This is a genomic window from Desulfovectis peckii (assembly GCF_055391705.1).
This window is the reverse complement of sequence record NZ_AP042409.1, coordinates 2,300,891-2,318,107: the sequence shown is the minus strand read 5'-3', so window position 1 is coordinate 2,318,107 and position 17,217 is coordinate 2,300,891. Positions and strand designations below refer to the sequence as shown.

Annotated in this window: 17 protein-coding genes; all 17 read right to left on the bottom strand. The window is 45.0% G+C overall.

Annotated features, from left to right (window positions below; all coding sequences use genetic code 11):
• Nucleotides 1-146: 146 nt before the first annotated feature.
• The 17 genes from ACZ5NG_RS11600 to iorA all read right to left on the bottom strand — a co-directional run bounded on the left by ACZ5NG_RS11600 (nucleotide 147) and on the right by iorA (nucleotide 17,125).
• Nucleotides 147-1,061 (bottom strand): peptidoglycan DD-metalloendopeptidase family protein, encoded by a 915-nt coding sequence (locus ACZ5NG_RS11600; RefSeq protein ID WP_464251937.1) that lies wholly within the window; start codon nucleotides 1,059-1,061, stop codon nucleotides 147-149.
• A gap of 63 nt (nucleotides 1,062-1,124) precedes the next feature.
• Nucleotides 1,125-2,444, bottom strand: a complete 1,320-nt coding sequence (rho, locus tag ACZ5NG_RS11595; protein WP_464251936.1) for a transcription termination factor Rho — start codon at nucleotides 2,442-2,444, stop codon at nucleotides 1,125-1,127.
• A gap of 124 nt (nucleotides 2,445-2,568) precedes the next feature.
• Nucleotides 2,569-3,219: a fructose-6-phosphate aldolase gene (gene fsa, locus ACZ5NG_RS11590; RefSeq protein ID WP_464251935.1), complete on the bottom strand. Its 651-nt coding sequence runs from the start codon at nucleotides 3,217-3,219 to the stop codon at nucleotides 2,569-2,571.
• A gap of 74 nt (nucleotides 3,220-3,293) precedes the next feature.
• A complete protein-coding gene (locus ACZ5NG_RS11585) occupies nucleotides 3,294-4,148 on the bottom strand; it encodes a class II fructose-1,6-bisphosphate aldolase (RefSeq protein ID WP_464251934.1) in 855 nt (284 codons plus the stop codon).
• A gap of 150 nt (nucleotides 4,149-4,298) precedes the next feature.
• Nucleotides 4,299-5,000, bottom strand: a complete 702-nt coding sequence (locus ACZ5NG_RS11580; protein ID WP_464251933.1) for a hypothetical protein — start codon at nucleotides 4,998-5,000, stop codon at nucleotides 4,299-4,301.
• A gap of 71 nt (nucleotides 5,001-5,071) precedes the next feature.
• Nucleotides 5,072-5,458, bottom strand: a complete 387-nt coding sequence (locus ACZ5NG_RS11575; RefSeq protein WP_464251932.1) for a response regulator — start codon at nucleotides 5,456-5,458, stop codon at nucleotides 5,072-5,074.
• 82 nt (nucleotides 5,459-5,540) lie between these two features.
• On the bottom strand, nucleotides 5,541-6,275 hold the full coding sequence (locus ACZ5NG_RS11570) for a Yip1 family protein (protein WP_464251931.1): 735 nt from the start codon (nucleotides 6,273-6,275) through the stop codon (nucleotides 5,541-5,543).
• Entirely contained in the window at nucleotides 6,256-7,206 is a 951-nt protein-coding gene (sppA, locus tag ACZ5NG_RS11565; RefSeq protein ID WP_464251930.1) for a signal peptide peptidase SppA, read from the bottom strand. Before sppA ends, ACZ5NG_RS11570 begins: the two co-directional genes overlap by 20 nt.
• Before the next feature lie 146 nt (nucleotides 7,207-7,352).
• Entirely contained in the window at nucleotides 7,353-8,960 is a 1,608-nt protein-coding gene (locus tag ACZ5NG_RS11560; protein WP_464251929.1) for a CTP synthase, read from the bottom strand.
• A gap of 94 nt (nucleotides 8,961-9,054) precedes the next feature.
• Nucleotides 9,055-9,231, bottom strand: a complete 177-nt coding sequence (locus tag ACZ5NG_RS11555) for a XapX domain-containing protein (RefSeq protein WP_464251928.1) — start codon at nucleotides 9,229-9,231, stop codon at nucleotides 9,055-9,057.
• Between the two features lie 23 nt (nucleotides 9,232-9,254).
• Complete coding sequence (argS, locus tag ACZ5NG_RS11550) at nucleotides 9,255-10,940, bottom strand: arginine--tRNA ligase (RefSeq protein WP_464251927.1); 1,686 nt, start codon at nucleotides 10,938-10,940, stop codon at nucleotides 9,255-9,257.
• 9 nt (nucleotides 10,941-10,949) lie between these two features.
• Complete coding sequence (locus ACZ5NG_RS11545) at nucleotides 10,950-11,372, bottom strand: YwiB family protein (RefSeq protein WP_464251926.1); 423 nt, start codon at nucleotides 11,370-11,372, stop codon at nucleotides 10,950-10,952.
• A gap of 404 nt (nucleotides 11,373-11,776) precedes the next feature.
• Complete coding sequence (locus ACZ5NG_RS11540; RefSeq protein WP_464251925.1) at nucleotides 11,777-11,983, bottom strand: hypothetical protein; 207 nt, start codon at nucleotides 11,981-11,983, stop codon at nucleotides 11,777-11,779.
• Between the two features lie 83 nt (nucleotides 11,984-12,066).
• Nucleotides 12,067-13,143 (bottom strand): dissimilatory-type sulfite reductase subunit beta, encoded by a 1,077-nt coding sequence (dsrB, locus tag ACZ5NG_RS11535; protein ID WP_464251924.1) that lies wholly within the window; start codon nucleotides 13,141-13,143, stop codon nucleotides 12,067-12,069.
• Nucleotides 13,144-13,210: 67 nt separating this feature from the next.
• Nucleotides 13,211-14,389: a dissimilatory-type sulfite reductase subunit alpha gene (gene dsrA / locus ACZ5NG_RS11530; protein WP_464251923.1), complete on the bottom strand. Its 1,179-nt coding sequence runs from the start codon at nucleotides 14,387-14,389 to the stop codon at nucleotides 13,211-13,213.
• Between the two features lie 391 nt (nucleotides 14,390-14,780).
• On the bottom strand, nucleotides 14,781-15,356 hold the full coding sequence (locus tag ACZ5NG_RS11525; protein WP_464251922.1) for an indolepyruvate oxidoreductase subunit beta: 576 nt from the start codon (nucleotides 15,354-15,356) through the stop codon (nucleotides 14,781-14,783).
• A gap of 2 nt (nucleotides 15,357-15,358) precedes the next feature.
• Nucleotides 15,359-17,125, bottom strand: a complete 1,767-nt coding sequence (iorA, locus tag ACZ5NG_RS11520) for an indolepyruvate ferredoxin oxidoreductase subunit alpha (protein WP_464251921.1) — start codon at nucleotides 17,123-17,125, stop codon at nucleotides 15,359-15,361.
• Nucleotides 17,126-17,217: the final 92 nt, after the last annotated feature.

Here is a 17,217-nt window from a genome sequence, read left to right as displayed (position 1 = left end):
ACATATCCGGTAGCAATGAATATAGCGCTTCGTTAACAAAAACAAAACGGCGGGGTGCCGTTTTGTTGCGAGTTCTCGTAAATGTTACGTTTCTTGTGGGCCGCCAAGGATTTACCTTCGCAGGGCAGGGTTACATGCCCACCCCTTTACCGTTTTGCCAGGTAGTTCATATCAATACAAAGCTGAGGGTCAAAGGGCACGCCTCGGTAGCGCACTTCCCAATGCAGGTGTGGGCCGGAGGAACGGCCTGTACTGCCAACGCGGGCAATGTTTTCTCCCTTTTGCACATACTCTCCGTTTTTAACCAGCAAGGTTGAGCAGTGGGCATAAAGGGTCTGTAAACCGTCACCGTGATCGATAATTACGGCATTGCCGTAAGTGCCATACGGACCGGCGTGGATAACTGTTCCGGCACACGGAGACTTAATCAGCGCTCCATGGGGGGCGGCAATATCTATCCCGTGGTGGGGCTGGGGCCCGCGAATACCAAAGGGTGACGAAATGCTCCCCTCTGCCGGCCAGTCCATGGCTACTGCCGGCAGCTTGGCTGTGGCAGCTACTACTGCCCGTTCATTTGCCGCAGCATATTTCAGCGGAATGAGCAAAGTTTCGCCGATGCACACCAGGTTTGGGTCTTGCAAGTTATTTGCATTGAGCACCTCAGCCTGCGTCACCTGATAGCGGCGGCAGATTTCGCTCAGCGTTTCTCCCGCCCGGACAACGTGTTTCACGGCAGTCAGCGGCAGATCCAGCACTTGTCCGATGTATAATTGGCTTTCAGCGGACAGGCCGTTAGCTGCCGCCAGCATATCCGGTGTTATGCCAAATCTGTCGGCTAAGCCCCAAAGAGTATCTCCCGGTTGTACCATATAAACTTGGCTGCTACTCTTTGTAACGGGCACCGCTTCTTCAGTTTGATAGTCAACTAAATTAGCACGATAGGGCTTGTCTTTATTAATAATTTCATCCAGCCCGGCCTGGGCAGGAGTATTTAACGTTCCGCTTATAACAAGTAAACCGGCTATTGCAAGTATTATTTTTTTGTATAAGCTGTTTCTCATTTTGAATGCACCTCTTAATGGCAATAGTTATTAAAATTATTGCCATTAGAGGTAAATAATATACTAACTGTTTGGATTATTGTCTACTTTGGTGGGAGGGTGTTTGGGCACTAATGCTCTGGCGCGGCGGCGGATTTCCTGCATGCTGCTAATCATCTCAGCATTGGTTTTGTAGTTTTTCATACGTTCAATCATGGTTTCCATTGCTTCTACCGGTGTGGCATTGCTGAATGCGCGGCGGAAGCCCCAAATCCATTCTAATTCATCTTTAGTGAGCAAGGCCTCTTCACGGCGGGTGCCGGAACGGGTTACATCTATTGCCGGAAACAGCCTGCGTTCGGCTAGGCGGCGGTCCAGTATCAGCTCCATGTTGCCGGTACCTTTGAATTCCTCAAAGATCACTTCATCCATCCGACTGCCGGTTTCAATTAAGGCGGTAGCCAAAATTGTTAAACTGCCGCCTTCTTCCAAGTTGCGAGCGGCTCCGAAAAAGCGCTTAGGTTTGTATAGTGAGGCGGGATCAACACCGCCGGAAAGGGTTCTGCCGCTGGGCGGTACAACCAGGTTATGGGCACGGGCCAAACGGGTGATGCTGTCTAACAAAATTACCACATCGCGCTTGTGTTCAACTAATCGCTTAGCCCTTTCCAGTACCATGTCGGCAACTTTGACGTGGTTTTCCGGTGGTTCGTCAAAAGTTGAGCTTACCACTTCGCCCTTTACTGAACGTTCAATATCGGTAACCTCTTCAGGACGTTCATCAATAAGCAGCACTATTAGTTCAATTTCCGGATGATTTTGGGTAATGCTGTTGGCAATTTCTTTTAATAAAATGGTTTTGCCTGCTTTAGGCGGTGCAACAATTAATCCCCGTTGCCCCCGACCGATCGGTGCTACTAAGTCAATAATGCGGGTGCTTATTTTATCAGGGGTGGTTTCCAGGTTAATTCTTTTATCAGGATAAAGAGGAGTTAAGCCATCAAAGTGCAGCCTTTCAGGAGATAATTCCGGAGGGTCACCGTTAACTTCTTCTACCCGCAGCAGCGCGAAGTAGCGCTCACCTTCTTTAGGTCTGCGTACCTGACCGGAAACGCGATCGCCGGTGCGCAGATCAAATTTTCTGATCTGTGATGCAGACACATATATATCATCATTGCTGGGGTGATATTTAAAGGGCCGCAAAAAGCCGTAGCCATCAGGCATTCTTTCCAGCACGCCTTGGGCTTGAATGATACCTTCTTTTTCAGTTTTTTCTTTGATTATTTCAAATATCAGTTCTTTTTTGCGCAGTTTATAGTAACCGGGTATTTCCATGGCCCGCGCTATTTTATAAAGCTCGACCATGGTTTTTTCTTCCAGATTGTTAATGTTTACATCCAACATTTATTCTCCCATCTTTATTAAATTTAAATTTTATTGTTTTGACTACTTTGGATCGTTAAGCTTTAAGGACAGAAATTTTTGAGGTTTTTATCGGAAAAACTTTCAGTGTATGCAATAAATGAGGTTATTTTTGACCGGGAACCGCTGCCCAATCTGCTAAAAATTTTTCTATGCCAATGTCGGTTAGGGGGTGTTTGATCATTTGTTTTAATACCTTGGGCGGAACGGTGGCTATATGGGCACCTGCTTTAGCCGATTGCAGCACATGCATTGGGTGGCGAATACTGGCGGCAATTATTTTAGTTTTGAAGCCATAGCGGTTAAATATCTCTACCGTGTCGTAAATAACTTTCATTCCGTCGTGACCGGTATCATCAATGCGGCCAACAAAAGGACTGACATATGTCGCTCCGGCAAGTGCGGCCAGCAGCGCTTGATTTGCAGAAAACACCAGGGTAACATTGGTTTTTATCCCCTGTCGGCTACATGCTTTCACAACTTTTAATCCGTTGGCCGTCATCGGCAGTTTAACTACAATGTTGGGGTGAATTTTTGCCAGCTGCTGCGCTTCGGCCAACATTTGATCCGCATCAAGGGATACAGCCTCTGCGCTGATTGGGCCATCAACTATAGCGGCAATTTCTTTAACCACTTGGATGAAATCTCTGCCTTCTTTGGCAATCAGCGAAGGGTTAGTAGTAACGCCGGAAATTACACCTAACCGGTATGCTTCACGAATATCATCAATATTAGCTGTATCAAGAAAGAGCTGCACTTTCTTTTCCCCCCTTCGTCATTTGGCAAACAGCAGGGCGGCAATTACTTCGCACGCCCTGCGTTATTTAATAATTATGCTTTATTGCTTGTTCCAAATACTCTTATTTTTTCTCTGATTACTTCAATTGCTTTATCACGAGCGGGGCCAATTATTTTCCTGGGGTCAATTTCTTTGGGGTTATCATTGAGTACTTGACGCATGGTGTAGGTAATTGCCTCTCTGATGTTGGTGTCAATATTAACTTTTCTTACACCAAGTGAGATGGCCTTTTTAATGGCCTCATCAGGCACACCGGATGAACCGTGCAGTACTATAGGTATTTTAACCAATTCTTTGATTTTTACTAAACGGTCAAAGTCAAGCTTGGGCTCACCTTTATATTGACCGTGGGCAGTACCGATAGCTACCGCTAAAGAGTCCACACCGGTGCTGTCAACAAACTTTTTGGCCTCTTGGGGATCGGTAAGCATCGCTTCTCGTTCGTCAACACTGATGTCATCCTCTGTACCACCAATTCTACCCAATTCCGCTTCAACTGATACCCCTACCGCCCGGGCTACTTCGACAACTTTGTTGGTTAAGGCAATATTTTCTTCCAAAGGATATTTTGAACCGTCTATCATTACTGAACTAAAACCGGCCTGAATACATTTAACGCATTGTTCAAAGCTTGTTCCGTGATCTAAATGCAGTGCTACCGGAACTTTACTTTGCTCGGCCGCTATTTTGGCCATGCCGACAATCCAGTTCAAGCCGGCATATTTTATCGCCCCTTGGCTGGCTTGAATAATTACCGGTGCCCTTTCTGCCTCTGCAGCAGCGATAATAGCCTGTACAATCTCCATGTTGTTGCAGTTAAAAGCGCCAACCGCATAACCTCCGGCTTCAGCCCTTTGCAACAGTTCGGATACCGTGACCAATGACATAATGTAAAACCTCCTCGGTTAGATTTAAAATATATCCATGCTATATCAATCATAAAACTCGGACCGCGTCCGAGCTTTTTGATGCTTTCCCCACAGTCAATTTCATTATGACCAAAGCCAGGGCAGTTTATGTGATTTTGTAAAGCGCGTCTACCGGTGTTTATTGTGTTTTCTGCGAGGTTTTTTAAGTTTGGGGTTGTTTTTGCTGTCACCGTTACCCCAACAGTCCAGAAAACTAAAGCCGTGCTGAGTTAACTCGATGTAATCGGTGTTTATAATAACTTCCAAGTCTTCTTCCGTTTCGGCATAAACAATACTTACGCTGTTGCAGTCTTTACAGTATAATTCAAGGCGATCGGGAAATATTTCCACTTCAATTTCATCATTTCCGCATTGGCAATACAGGCCATTTTTTTCTGCTATGTCATGCAGCCGATTTATTACTTCATACATAATTGCCGAATTGTTAAAATAGTCATCATCTTCAAATTGCCGAATTAACAAATCTAACTCATCATCATAACTTTGCACAGCCTTGTGAACCCTTTCTGCAGAACCAATATGAGCCAGTTCCATTCCGCTTTCTTGACAGTAGAGGGTAATTAACTGCCCGGACCATAATTGCGTTCCGGAAATTTGGCGCATGTGTTTATAATCGCATATTGCACAAGGCAACAGCAGCCGATAAAAACCGTTATTTCTTTTTTGAGCCGTTAGCAGTGTGGCACCGCAAAAGCACTTTACTTCCAGTGTGCGGCTACCGGAAAAGGAAAAAAGGGAAATAGTATGAAATTCCAGCTTGCCGCACCTTGGGCAGCGTATTGCCAACACCGTACTGGTGGGTATTATCATCGTAGATACCCTCCAACCTTTTCACTAGTTTATAAGTGAGTATTTCGCCGCCGTTATTAAAATTCCTTTCATTATTTAGGACAAATATACATATTATTTCGGTTTTTAATTGTTTTTTCTACTAATGTCTTAATTTCGATAAGATCGAAGGGTTTTTGAATGCTGTAGGTAGGACCTAGATTGCAATTTGCCGGCAAAACAACTTCACTTTCAAATGCGGTCATCATGATTACCGGTATTTCCGGATTAATTTCTCTAAGTAGTCTTAAAGTTTCCAGCCCGTTAATTCCGGGCATTTTCATGTCCAATAATATTAGGTCAGGCTGCTGCTTTTCAACTTTGACAAGAGCTTCGATACCGTTTTGAGCTTCCTCTACTATATATTCCTGGAATAATTCGCAAAGCAGTTTGCGAATGCCCGGTTGATCGTCTACAATTAATATCCGGCATTGCTTCAACTTGTACCCCCCCTTTGTCTGAATATTAAAGCATTCGCTCTGGGGGAAACAAATCCTTTTTTGTGAATTTATAAAATACAAACTAATATAATTGCGGTAGGATTGAAGCAATCACGCCGGTAATGATGATTGTGGCTATAATACCAAGCAGTAGGGCCACGCCCCAAGGTGTAACGATTACTGCCACAGCCTTGCCGGTGGAAAAGCGATGAACTTCCCGCAAGCCGATGGCAAGCAGCACTATTCCCCAAATTTTTACGGCTATGGTAGTAATCAAGACAATGCCACCGACTGTTGCTGACCGGGAAAAAATAATTTCCAGCAACTGCATCGGTATCAATATTACTGCCGGCAAACCGGCTAAACCATATACCGTAAAGGTAGACACAGCGCTGCCGCGTCCGCCGTAAAATTCAGCTAACAGGTGCAGAAACCCGGCATAGAAAAACCACCAAAGCACACCGGTGATAAATCCTCCTACGGCCGCCATAGGGCCGACAGCTTCTAATACCCGGAGCATCTCTCCTGCCATATGGGGATGGTTAAACATCGGAGCAAACAGTGTGTAATCAAGGGCATACATATCCATTATTGCCAGCAGTAGGTTTAGGGTTAAAACCAGCAGCAGAGTCAATTTTAGCGGTGTTTTTTGGGCCACAATGCGAAATGTTTTTACCGGCTCGAACAGTACCCCGTATAACAAATCGTATACCGTTAGTTTTACAGGCGGCTGCTCCGGCGGTTGTTCAGGCCGGTCTGTATTTTCCGGCTGGGGCTGTAATTCTTCCGGTGACCGGTTATCTTTGTCTGTATTCATATTCCGTTCCACCTCCCGGCAGCAGCATTGGACCGTAAGGGATAACATTTAAGTCATTAATGGTAAAAGTTTTCCGGGCAGCGATGACTCCTAAAAACTGTTCCCAAAATCCGGTTGGCGACAAGTTGATAACTTCCGGTTCGCCTTTGATGCCGGCCATCTTTGCTGCCGTCTGCACGGCATCATGCATGTCGCCCAGTTGATCTACCAAGCCCAACTCATATGCCTGACGGCCGCTGTAAATCCGTCCGTCGGCCAACTTCAGCACTTCATCCCGGCTCATATTTCTGCCCTCTACAACTACGTCAATAAACTGCTGGTAGGTGTCGTCCAGCATGCTTTGAAAAATTTTACGCTCTTCTTCGGTCATATCGCGGCTGCTTGAACCCATATCTTTATACGGGCCGCTCTTAAAGGTACGGTAGTTAATACCTATTTTATCGTATAAGCCTTGTAAATCTACAGTTTGCATAATTACTCCGATGCTGCCGGTAAGGGTGGTTGGGTTAGCTACAATCCGGTCGGTTGCGCAGGATATCCAGTAAGCACCTGACGCTGCCGAATCAGACATGTAAGCTACTACTTTTTTTCCGGATTTTCTTAAGCGTTTGATTTCATTGCCAATTTCCAGTGAAGCGGCCGCACTGCCACCCGGACTGTTAATATACAGAACAACGGCTTTAATGTTTGGATCCTCTCCGGCCTTACGCAGTTGATTGATAATGTCCATTGAGCCGGACTGAATACTGCTAAAGCCTCCGCCGCCACCGCCGCTCATAATTGCCCCGGTAACGTTAATGATGCCGATGGCATCATTTCCGGATGTAGCGCTTTGGGCGCGAAAGTTGCGCTGCTCGTTTAATGCGGCGGCTGCTATTAATGACAGCGCTACAATGCCGAAAATAATTCCGGTAATTACTTTTCTTTTCAATTAAAACACCACCAGTAATTATTTTATATAATTGCCTGAGTTGTTTTTAGAATGTTTCAGTGCGGTTATTTTTATTGGGGGAATTATTTGTAACATTGTTCAAATTCAAAAACAGCTTTGGTTTTTTATACCAAAGCTGTTGTAAATTACTTGCTGTCTTTATATCTTAATGCTGCTCCGATAAAATCGCGGAATAACGGGTGCGGGCGATTGGGCCGGGATTTAAACTCGGGATGAAATTGAGTGGCTAAAAACCATGGATGCTCCGGTACTTCAATAATTTCTACTAAATCTCGTTCCGGCAATACGCCTGAGAAAATCATACCGTGGGCGGATAACTCGTCACGAAATTCATTGTTAAATTCGTAGCGGTGGCGATGTCTTTCGTAAATAACATCCTGTCCGTAAGCCTGATATGCCAATGTGCCCGGTTTAAGAACACATTCATATCTTCCCAGACGCATAGTACCGCCCTTATTAAAAATATCCTTTTGTTCCGGAAGCAGATCAATTACCGGGTGGGTTGTATCGGGATCAAACTCCGTGCTGTTGGCATCCGTCCAGCCCAATACATTGCGGGCATATTCAACTACTGCCAGCTGCAATCCTAGGCAAATGCCTAAAAGCGGTATACGGTTTTCGCGCGCATACCGAATGGCATTAATCTTTCCTTCAATTCCCCGATCGCCAAAGCCGCCGGGAATTAAAATGCCGTCAACATCATGCAGATATTCTTCAGCAGGTACTTTTTCTAAATCTTCACTGCTAATCCAGCGAATATTTACTGCGGCACCATGATGCAAACCGGCATGGCGCAGTGCTTCGGCAACACTGATGTAAGCATCTTTTAGGGAAACGTATTTACCCACCAATGCAATGGTGGTACCTAAATGCAGGTTTTTCATGCGGGCAACCATATCCCGCCACTCGGTAAGATCCGGTTTGCCGCATTTTAATTTAAGGCGCTTTACGACAATATCGGCAAGTCCTTCATTTTCTAGGTGTAACGGCACTTCATAAATGGAAGGGGCATCAAGAGCCTGTATTACGGCATCTTTTTCAATATCGCAGAAGAGCGCCAGTTTATTTTCCATTTCTTTAGACAGCGGTTTTTCTGTACGGCAGACAATTACATCGGGCTGTATGCCGATACCGCGCAGTTCTTTAACGCTGTGCTGGGTAGGTTTCGTTTTTAATTCATTAGCTGCCGGTAAATAAGGAACCAATGTGACGTGAATATACATTACTTCATCCCGGCCAAGGTCGCTTTTCATCTGCCTGATAGCTTCCAAAAAGGGCTGGGATTCAATATCGCCTACAGTACCGCCGATTTCGGCAATAACTACATCCGGATTGCCCTCCTCGGCCAGTTCCAGCAGGCGTTCTTTAATTTCATTGATAATATGAGGGATAACCTGCACAGTGGCGCCCAAGTAATCTCCGCGGCGTTCTTTATTGAGCACTGACCAGTATATTTTACCGGTTGTAACGTTGCTCCTACGGCTGAGATTAATATCAATAAAACGCTCATAGTGGCCTAAATCCAGATCGGTTTCTGCACCGTCTTCCGTTACAAAAACTTCACCATGCTGGTAGGGACTCATTGTGCCCGGGTCTATATTTATGTAGGGGTCCAGTTTTTGTACTGCTACTTTTAGTCCTCGGCTTTTTAATAACCGCCCCAAAGAGGCGGCGGTTATACCTTTACCAAGGGAAGAAACAACACCCCCGGTAACAAAGATAAACTTGGCCATGATTTCCTCCTGTTACTGTATAATTTATCTTATTTTAAAACTACCTGTTACATTTTATATGGTTGCCTTAAAGGGTGTCAAGAAAAATTAGAGATCAGCGGCCCCATCCAATTTTTGACGCCAACAGGTATCCGAGGAATATACCAACAATGCCCATTACCCCTGCCAAGTTAGCCGGAGCCGGCGTCGGCAATTTAAGCTTGGCAAATATCACACCTACCGCCATTCCGGTCAGCAAAGCTATTATAATTTGTTTAAACTCTTCAAACATATCTATCTACATCTCCGTTATTTTTACATCCGTTCCGGTGCAGATACACCGATTAATCTTAAACCGTTGCGCAGCACTGTTCTGGTACAGTCTACCAGTATCAAGCGGGCATCGGAAAGTTTTTTGTCTTCAACAATTACCCGGTTGCTGTTGTAGAAACTGTGAAATAAGCCGGCCAACTCGTGCAGATAGCGGGCAATGCGATGAGGCGCCAACATTTGGGCAGCCATAGATACTTCAACCGGAAAATCGGCCAATTTGCGCACTAATTCTTTTTCTTCTTCTTCTTTAAGTAATGTTAAGTCCACATCGGATATGGAAGGCAGTTGTCCGCCGCGCTCTGCCAGCTGGCGGAAAATGCTGCATATTCTCGCATGGGCATATTGAATATAAAATACCGGGTTATCGTTAGTTTGAGATTTAGCCAGATCAAGATCAAATTCTAAGTGACTGTCCGGACTGCGCATAACAAAAAAGTAGCGCGCAGCATCTTTGCCTACTTCATCGATTAACTCGGACAGCGTTACAAACTGACCGGTACGCTTAGACATGCGCACAATTTCTCCGCCACGCAAGAGACGCACCAGCTGCATTAACACAACTTCCAAGGCATCTCGGGAATAGCCTAATGCTTCCACTGCCCCTTTCATGCGGTTAACGTGGCCATGATGATCGGCGCCCCAAATATTAATCACTTTGTCAAAACCACGTTCAAATTTATTTTTATGGTAAGCAATATCTGCAGCAAAGTAGGTTGGAACACCGTTGGAGCGCACTACTACTTCATCTTTTTCGTCGCCAAACTCGCTGGCTTTAAACCAGAGTGCATTTTCTTTTTCATATATGTAGCCTTTTTCGCGCAGTTCATTTATAGTTTCTTCCACTGCACCGGAATCATGCAGTGACTTTTCAGAAAACCAAACATCATAAACTACGCCAAAATCCAATAGGCTGTTTTTAATATTGGTTAATTTTTCGTTTAAGGCAAATTCCACCAGTTTTTCCCGACGAAGGGCGGGATCAGCTGTCAGATAGGTATCTTGGTGCTGAGCAATAAAGTTTTTAACGGTGTCAATTAAATCTTCACCGTGATAACCTTCTTCAGGCAGTGGTACATCTTGGCCGAGCTGCTGCAAATAGCGGGCTTCCAGTGATTTGCCAAAATTATCTATTTGATTGCCGGCATCATTAATGTAGTATTCGCGCTGGACATCATAACCGGCAAATTCAAGAATGGAAGCAATGCTATCACCCAATGCCGCCCCTCGGGCGTTGCCCATGTGCAGCAATCCGGTAGGATTGGCACTGACAAACTCTACCTGCACTTTTTTGCCTTCACCCAGATCTAAGCGGCCGTAATGCTCTGCCTGTTCAACAATTTGCGGCAAAGCTTGATATATCCAATTTGGATCAAGGTAAAAATTAATAAAGCCGGGACCGGCTATTTCTACTCTTTCTACCGACACCCCAGCCAGATCGAGATTATTGACGATGATTTCAGCTAGTTTACGCGGAGCATTTCTTGCCGGTTTAGCCAGCATCATAGCTAAATTAGTAGCAAAGTCTCCATGTCCTTTTTCTTTTGGCACTTCAACTACGAATTCAGGAGTGGTTAAAGACGGGAGTTCTCCGTTATTAATTGCTTTCTTTACGGCCCGGTCTAAGGCTTCCGCCAGCTTATGCCGTATTTGTTCCACAATACCGCTCATTAGAAAGTGTTAGACCTCCTCAACGGTAATAGATAGCTCGTTAAAGCTAACTTTCTTTTCGCCTAATAGTAACTCATACTCTAGATTAATACTTCCGCCAATCTCTGTCAAGTCTACCTCAACCTTGGAGGGTAATACTTTAGAAATCATTGTTCCGTAAGGAGTAATGTAATTGGCTTCATTATGGATGCCTTCTTCAAAAACATGTTTTAACTCGGCCATACCCATGCGGTTTAAGGTCACTCTTTTGGGTTCCGCTTTCAGGGTAGTGGTTGTTCCTTCCATTCCTGATATTTCTGACTCATTGTACATTAAGTAAATAGAATTGTTTTTGAAAAACATGCTGCCGAGGGTAATAAATTCCATGTTATCGGTATCGCCCCACTCATGATTCAAGGTGCTTTTAACGGTTACTAAAACTTCTTTGCCCATGACAACCCGCCCCTTTCTTTTTTCCCAAGTAATAAGCAAATGATTATTATTTTTTTCACTTGTATGTTAAGGTTTTTTAATCAAAACTTAATAATGCTAACATTCGACATTATAATTACTTTACCTTTTTAATTAAGGGGATAAATTTAAATTTTTATGAGAAGGCGGGGAGGTAATTATTGCCGGTACCTGCAAACGCATGTTGTTTACTGCCGGCGGCGTCGCTCTTTGAATTTGCCGGCTAATCGTTTGCAAAGGTCAAATGGCCTTGGCGCTTTTAAGGAAAGTGTGTTTACCCATCGGGCACCGACGCAAAGTTTCTTGGCGGGTCAGCCGGGGAGCCTTTGTTTTAAAAAGGCAAGAAAAAAGAGCAGGTATAAAACCTGCTCTTTTCATATCCTTTTTTAGCCTTTTGGTGTATGGTCTTTACCGGCGAGGGTAACAAAAGAAGTTCCGATGTAGAGATACTCTACTTTGCCTTCTTTAGCCAGCTCACCGCAGGCTTTGTCTACCTCGCGCTTTTTAGCGCCAATCTTTTCGGCTATTTCCTTGGTTTTAGCCTTGCTTACAGTACCAAGGTATTCTAAGATTTTGGCTTTCAAGTCTTCCACGGAACATTCACCACCTGTTTATCTACCACAATTATGTGGTTATTTTTATTTGGTAGTTTGCCCTACCATACAACCTTTCTATTCTACCACTTGAATTGGGTGGTGGAACGGAAGGTGGTTACTGCCAGGTTGAAGTCGTCAATATGCTTGTCAGTGAACTTGAGGCCAGAAATTTCAAAGAATTTCTCCCAGCCGATACGTTCAATCCACTCGCCCATTCTTTCGCCTTGCTTAGCATTGGCTGCATAAACTTCAACCAGATGCTTAACTGCTTCAACAACTTCCGGCCAACGCGGAGGATTGTTGGGCAGATACGGAATAGCCAGACGTGAGAACATCGGCGCCGAACGAGCGTTTGATACTTTACCGCCAACCCAGATGGAAACAGCGTCGTTGTCAGGGTTAATGATTTGAATTGACGGACACATGGTGTAGCAGTTACCACAGTACATGCAGCGTTCTTCTACGATGGTAACTGACTTCAGTTTCGGGTTCGGACGAATAGCTGCAGTCGGGCAGCTGGCAATTACAGTCGGAATTTCACAGGAGCTCTTAATGGTGTCGTGGTTAACGGTAGGAACTTTTCTGTGAATACCGAGAATAGCGATGTCCGAACAGTGAACTGCACCACACATGTTCAAGCAGCAAGCTAAGGAGATTCTCAGCTTAGCAGGCAGCTTCATAGTGGTAAAGTATTCAAACAGCTCATCCATTACTGACTTAACAATACCGGAGGCATCGGTTGCCGGTGTATGGCAGTGTACCCAACCTTGGGTGTGTACCATGTTGGAGATAGAGTTACCGGTACCACCAACAGGTATGCCTTTTTCTTTCAGTTCGGCAATCAGAGGATCGATATTGTCTTTATTGGTAAGCAAGAACTCGATATTGTGACGGCTGGTAAATCTCAAGTAGCCATCGCAATACTTATCAGCCAGGTCACAAATATCACGAATAAAGTAAATGCTGATCAATCTTGGTGAGCCAGCCCGCACAGTGTATAATTCTGCTCCGCTCTCAGATACGTGAACCAGCACGCCGGGCTTCAGGATTTCGTGATACTTCCACTTACCATAGTTTTCCTTAATAATTGGCGGAAGCATTTCCCCATAATGCGGTGGTCCAATATCAGTTTGTGGTTCAAACTTGGTTTCTGCCATCTTCTTCACCTCTCCCATACGGTAAAATTTAAATATTTTTTACTTAACCAACCGAATTAATAGGCGGTTATTTAACCTCTTCAGGCCACCAGAAGAAGTATGGGTTTGCACGTGGACGGAATACCATTTGCGGAATGGGTTCCAGTTCAACTGCGCGTAAGAAGTTACGCATACCTAAACGGCAGATGGTTTCACCTATACGCTCACGAACCTTACCGTGCTCGTCCCACCATTCCCAAATCTTTTCCAGTAGGTCTTTAATTTCTTCGTATGGCTCTTCAACCTTAACGAACGGTACAATTACCCAACCTAAGAATGCAGACTGCAGAATGGTAGCTTTACCACCAATCAAGATGCTGGCGCCTTTGTCCTCACCGGGGCGCAGAGCTTTAGGCATCTTGTTGATGCAGTGCATGCAGCGAGTGCATTCTTTGTTGTCAATGGTCAGCTCGTTACCATCCCAGCTAATGCAGCCGGTTGGGCAACGGTCGATAACCAGATCTTGAATATCCAAACCGTTCTTAACGTATTCGCGTACTGCTTCCTGGTCGATGCGGATGTCGTCTCTCCAGGTACCGATTATAGCGAAGTCAGAACGTGCAATTGCTGCTACACAGTCGTTCGGGCAGCCGGAAATCTTAATTTTAAACTTGTACGGCCACATCGGACGGTGTAATTCATCTTGGTATGTCATGGTTAAATCATGGCACAGAGCCATGGTATCGAAGCAAGCAAACTCACAACGAGCTTGACCGCAGCAGCAGCTAGGAGTACGCAAGTCAGAACCTGAACCACCAAGGTCGAAACCGTTTGAACTGAACTCATTAAATGCAGGCTGCAGATTTTCTGTTACGGTTCCTAACAGTACGATGTCACCGGTAGAACCGTGCATGTTTGTCAGACCACTGCCATACTTATCCCAAATGTCACAAATCTTGCGCAGTGTTTCAGTGTTGTAGAACCAACCGCTGGGCTGATTCAAACGTACGGTGTGGAACTCAGCTACGTTGGGGAATCTTTCCGGCATGTCACTGTAACGGCCGATTACACCACCACCGTAACCCATAACACCGACGATACCGCCGTGTTTCCAGTGCCCCCTCTTTTCTTCATAAGATACTTCTAGTTGTCCGAGAAGGTCTTTGGCGGCGGGCTTTTCAGGAGCCATCCTTTTGATTTCTGCTACGAAGCTTGGCCATGGTCCACTTTCCAGTTGATCCAAGAGAGGAGTCTTGGATTCTGCCATTAAGCTCACCTCCAATTTTTTTCGACGGGGATAGCTTTGAGCCATCCACCATTATTGATATATATTGCTAAAGTCCACAACCCTTTAAAAACATAGGCATGACGAGTTAATCACTTTATTTTGTAATAACTCGTCTGCCATGCTTTCTTATTATGGGTTGTCAGACACAGCGTACTACTTAATTGATTGACTAACATAAAGTGATTCATAATTTAAGCATGTCTTTGTCAGCTGACAGGCCTGCATGTTCAAAGTTTATCATTAATCACATCATTCTGTCAACTGGCAAACCAAGCATATATTGATGTAAAATCTGTATACGTTTGAATTTTCTTAATTCTAACTTAGGTTTTTTTGATATTTGTTTATTTATTTTGTTAGCTATAACTCTTTAGCTGTTAAATCCTTGATTAAAAGCCAAAATATTCACATTGCGAAACTTCTGCGGTACTTTAGCCAACAAAGCTTCTTCCCAGACCCGTTTTTCAATCGGCATGTGTTTGGCCAACACACCCAATAAAACAACGTTTGCGGTACGGGCATTACCGCACTGTATTGCTATATTCAGTGCATCTATTACCTTTGTTTTGGGCACTTTGCTCTTAATGTAATCAAGCACGTTATCCGGGTATGCAGCAGCACCGGTTAATACCGGTACCGGTTCAATTGATTGGTTGTTTATAATCAACGTGCCGTCGGGTTTAAGATAGTCCAAAGAGCGCAAGGCCTCCAGTTTTTCAAAGGACAAAATTACATCTGCCCCGCCAACGGGAATTAAAGGCGACTGTACCTCATGAGCCAGCCGCACTTGGGTGACAACACTGCCGCCGCGTTGGGCCATGCCTTTAATTTCTGATACCTTAATGTCATAGCCGATAGCGGCAGCGGCTGCAGACAGTACCTTAGTCGCTAAGATAGTTCCTTGACCGCCCACACCCACCAGCATAATGTCAATAGGTTTAAGCATGATTATTTCTGACCCCCTTTGTCAATCGCAGCTTGTTTACATACCGCTGCACATAAACCACAGCCGGTGCATTGAATAGCGTCAATTGCTACTGTCTTTCCGTCGTATGAGATGGCTGGGCAGCCTAAGCGGAGGCATAGTTTGCAGCCGATACATTTATCTTGATCTACTTCTACCGCTTGTTTAACTTCTTTATTTAGTAAAGCGCAAGGACGGCGGGCGATGATCACTGACGGTTCGGGGGCATTTATTTCTTCTTTTATCGTTTGTTCAAACCGTTCAATTTCTACCGGGTCAACTACCTGCACCCGCTTGACACCGATTGCTTTCACCAAAGCTGCCAAGTCTACTGCCGGGGCCGGCTTACCCATTAATGTTTTCCCGGTAGCCGGGTTGTCCTGATGACCGGTCATTGCCGTGATGCGGTTGTCTAAAATAATCACGGTAGAACTGCCGCCATTATACACTATATCCATCAACCCGGTGATACCGGAATGGAGGAAGGTAGAATCACCGATAACAGCAACGGTTTTTCCGCGCGTGTCCGGGTTGGCCAGCTCCATACCGTGTGCCATACCGATACTTGCACCCATACAGATACAGGTGTCCATTGCTGACAGCGGGGGTTGTGCACCTAGGGTGTAACAGCCGATGTCACCGGTTACGGTAAGCTTAAGTTTGCTTAGCACGTAAAATGAAGCACGGTGAGGACAGCCAGCACATAATACCGGGGGGCGTCCGGGCAGTTCAGGGGCGCTTTCATCCAACAGGGGGACAGAATCCGCTTGGTACCTATCCGCCACTTTGATGCCTATTTTTTTAAATGCCTGGGCAACAATATCCGGGTTTAATTCGCCCATATTAGGAATAATTTCTTTGCCCACAACCTTAATGCCCATTGCTTTAATTTGGCTTTCCAGGAAAGGCTCCAGTTCTTCAACAACAAACAGTTGATTAACTTGCGAGGCAAACTGTTTTATTAAATCTACAGGCAGCGGGTTAGTCAGACCCAATTTTAGTACTGATGCCTGCGGCAGCACTTCCTTCACATAATGATAGCTAATTCCGCTGGTTATTACCCCCACTTCTTTATCAGCCCAGGTTATTTGGTTTAAATCGCAGTTGTTGCTGTAATCTAACAGCCGCTGCATTCTTTTTTCTACCTCAATGCGGCGCATTTTGGCATGTGCGGGCACGGCCACATATTTTTTAGGGTTTTTACGATACTCTTTTAAGGCAATTTCTTGTCGCTCGCCAAGTTCAACCATTGATTGGGAATGACTGACTCTGGTGGTAGTGCGCAGCATCACCGGTGTATCAAATTGTTCACTTATTTCCAGTGCTTTAGCTACCATATCTTTTGCTTCCTGGCTGTTTGACGGTTCCAGGCAAGGTATTTTGGCACTTAAGGCATAATAACGGTTATCCTGCTCGTTTTGTGAGCTGTGTAAACTGGGATCGTCTGCCGACAGCAGGATCAAACCTCCGTTTACGCCTGTATAGGAAAGGGTAAATAACGGGTCTGCCGCTACATTAACCCCTACGTGTTTCATGGTTATTATTACTCGGGCACCGGCTATAGATGCCCCGGCACCGACTTCTAATGCCACTTTTTCATTTGGTGCCCATTCCGCGTAGATGTCAGGATATTTTACGAAGTTTTCCAGTATTTCAGTACTGGGCGTTCCGGGATAGCCTACACCCACTTTCACGCCGGCTTCGTATGCTCCGCGGGCAATGGCCTCGTTACCGGACATTAACTCTTTCAAGAAATACACCTCCGTCTGCTATTGCAGTTATTTTATTTAGTTCTACTTCTAGGATATAAAAACCTGCATTTATAGTTTGGTAGTTGTTAGTT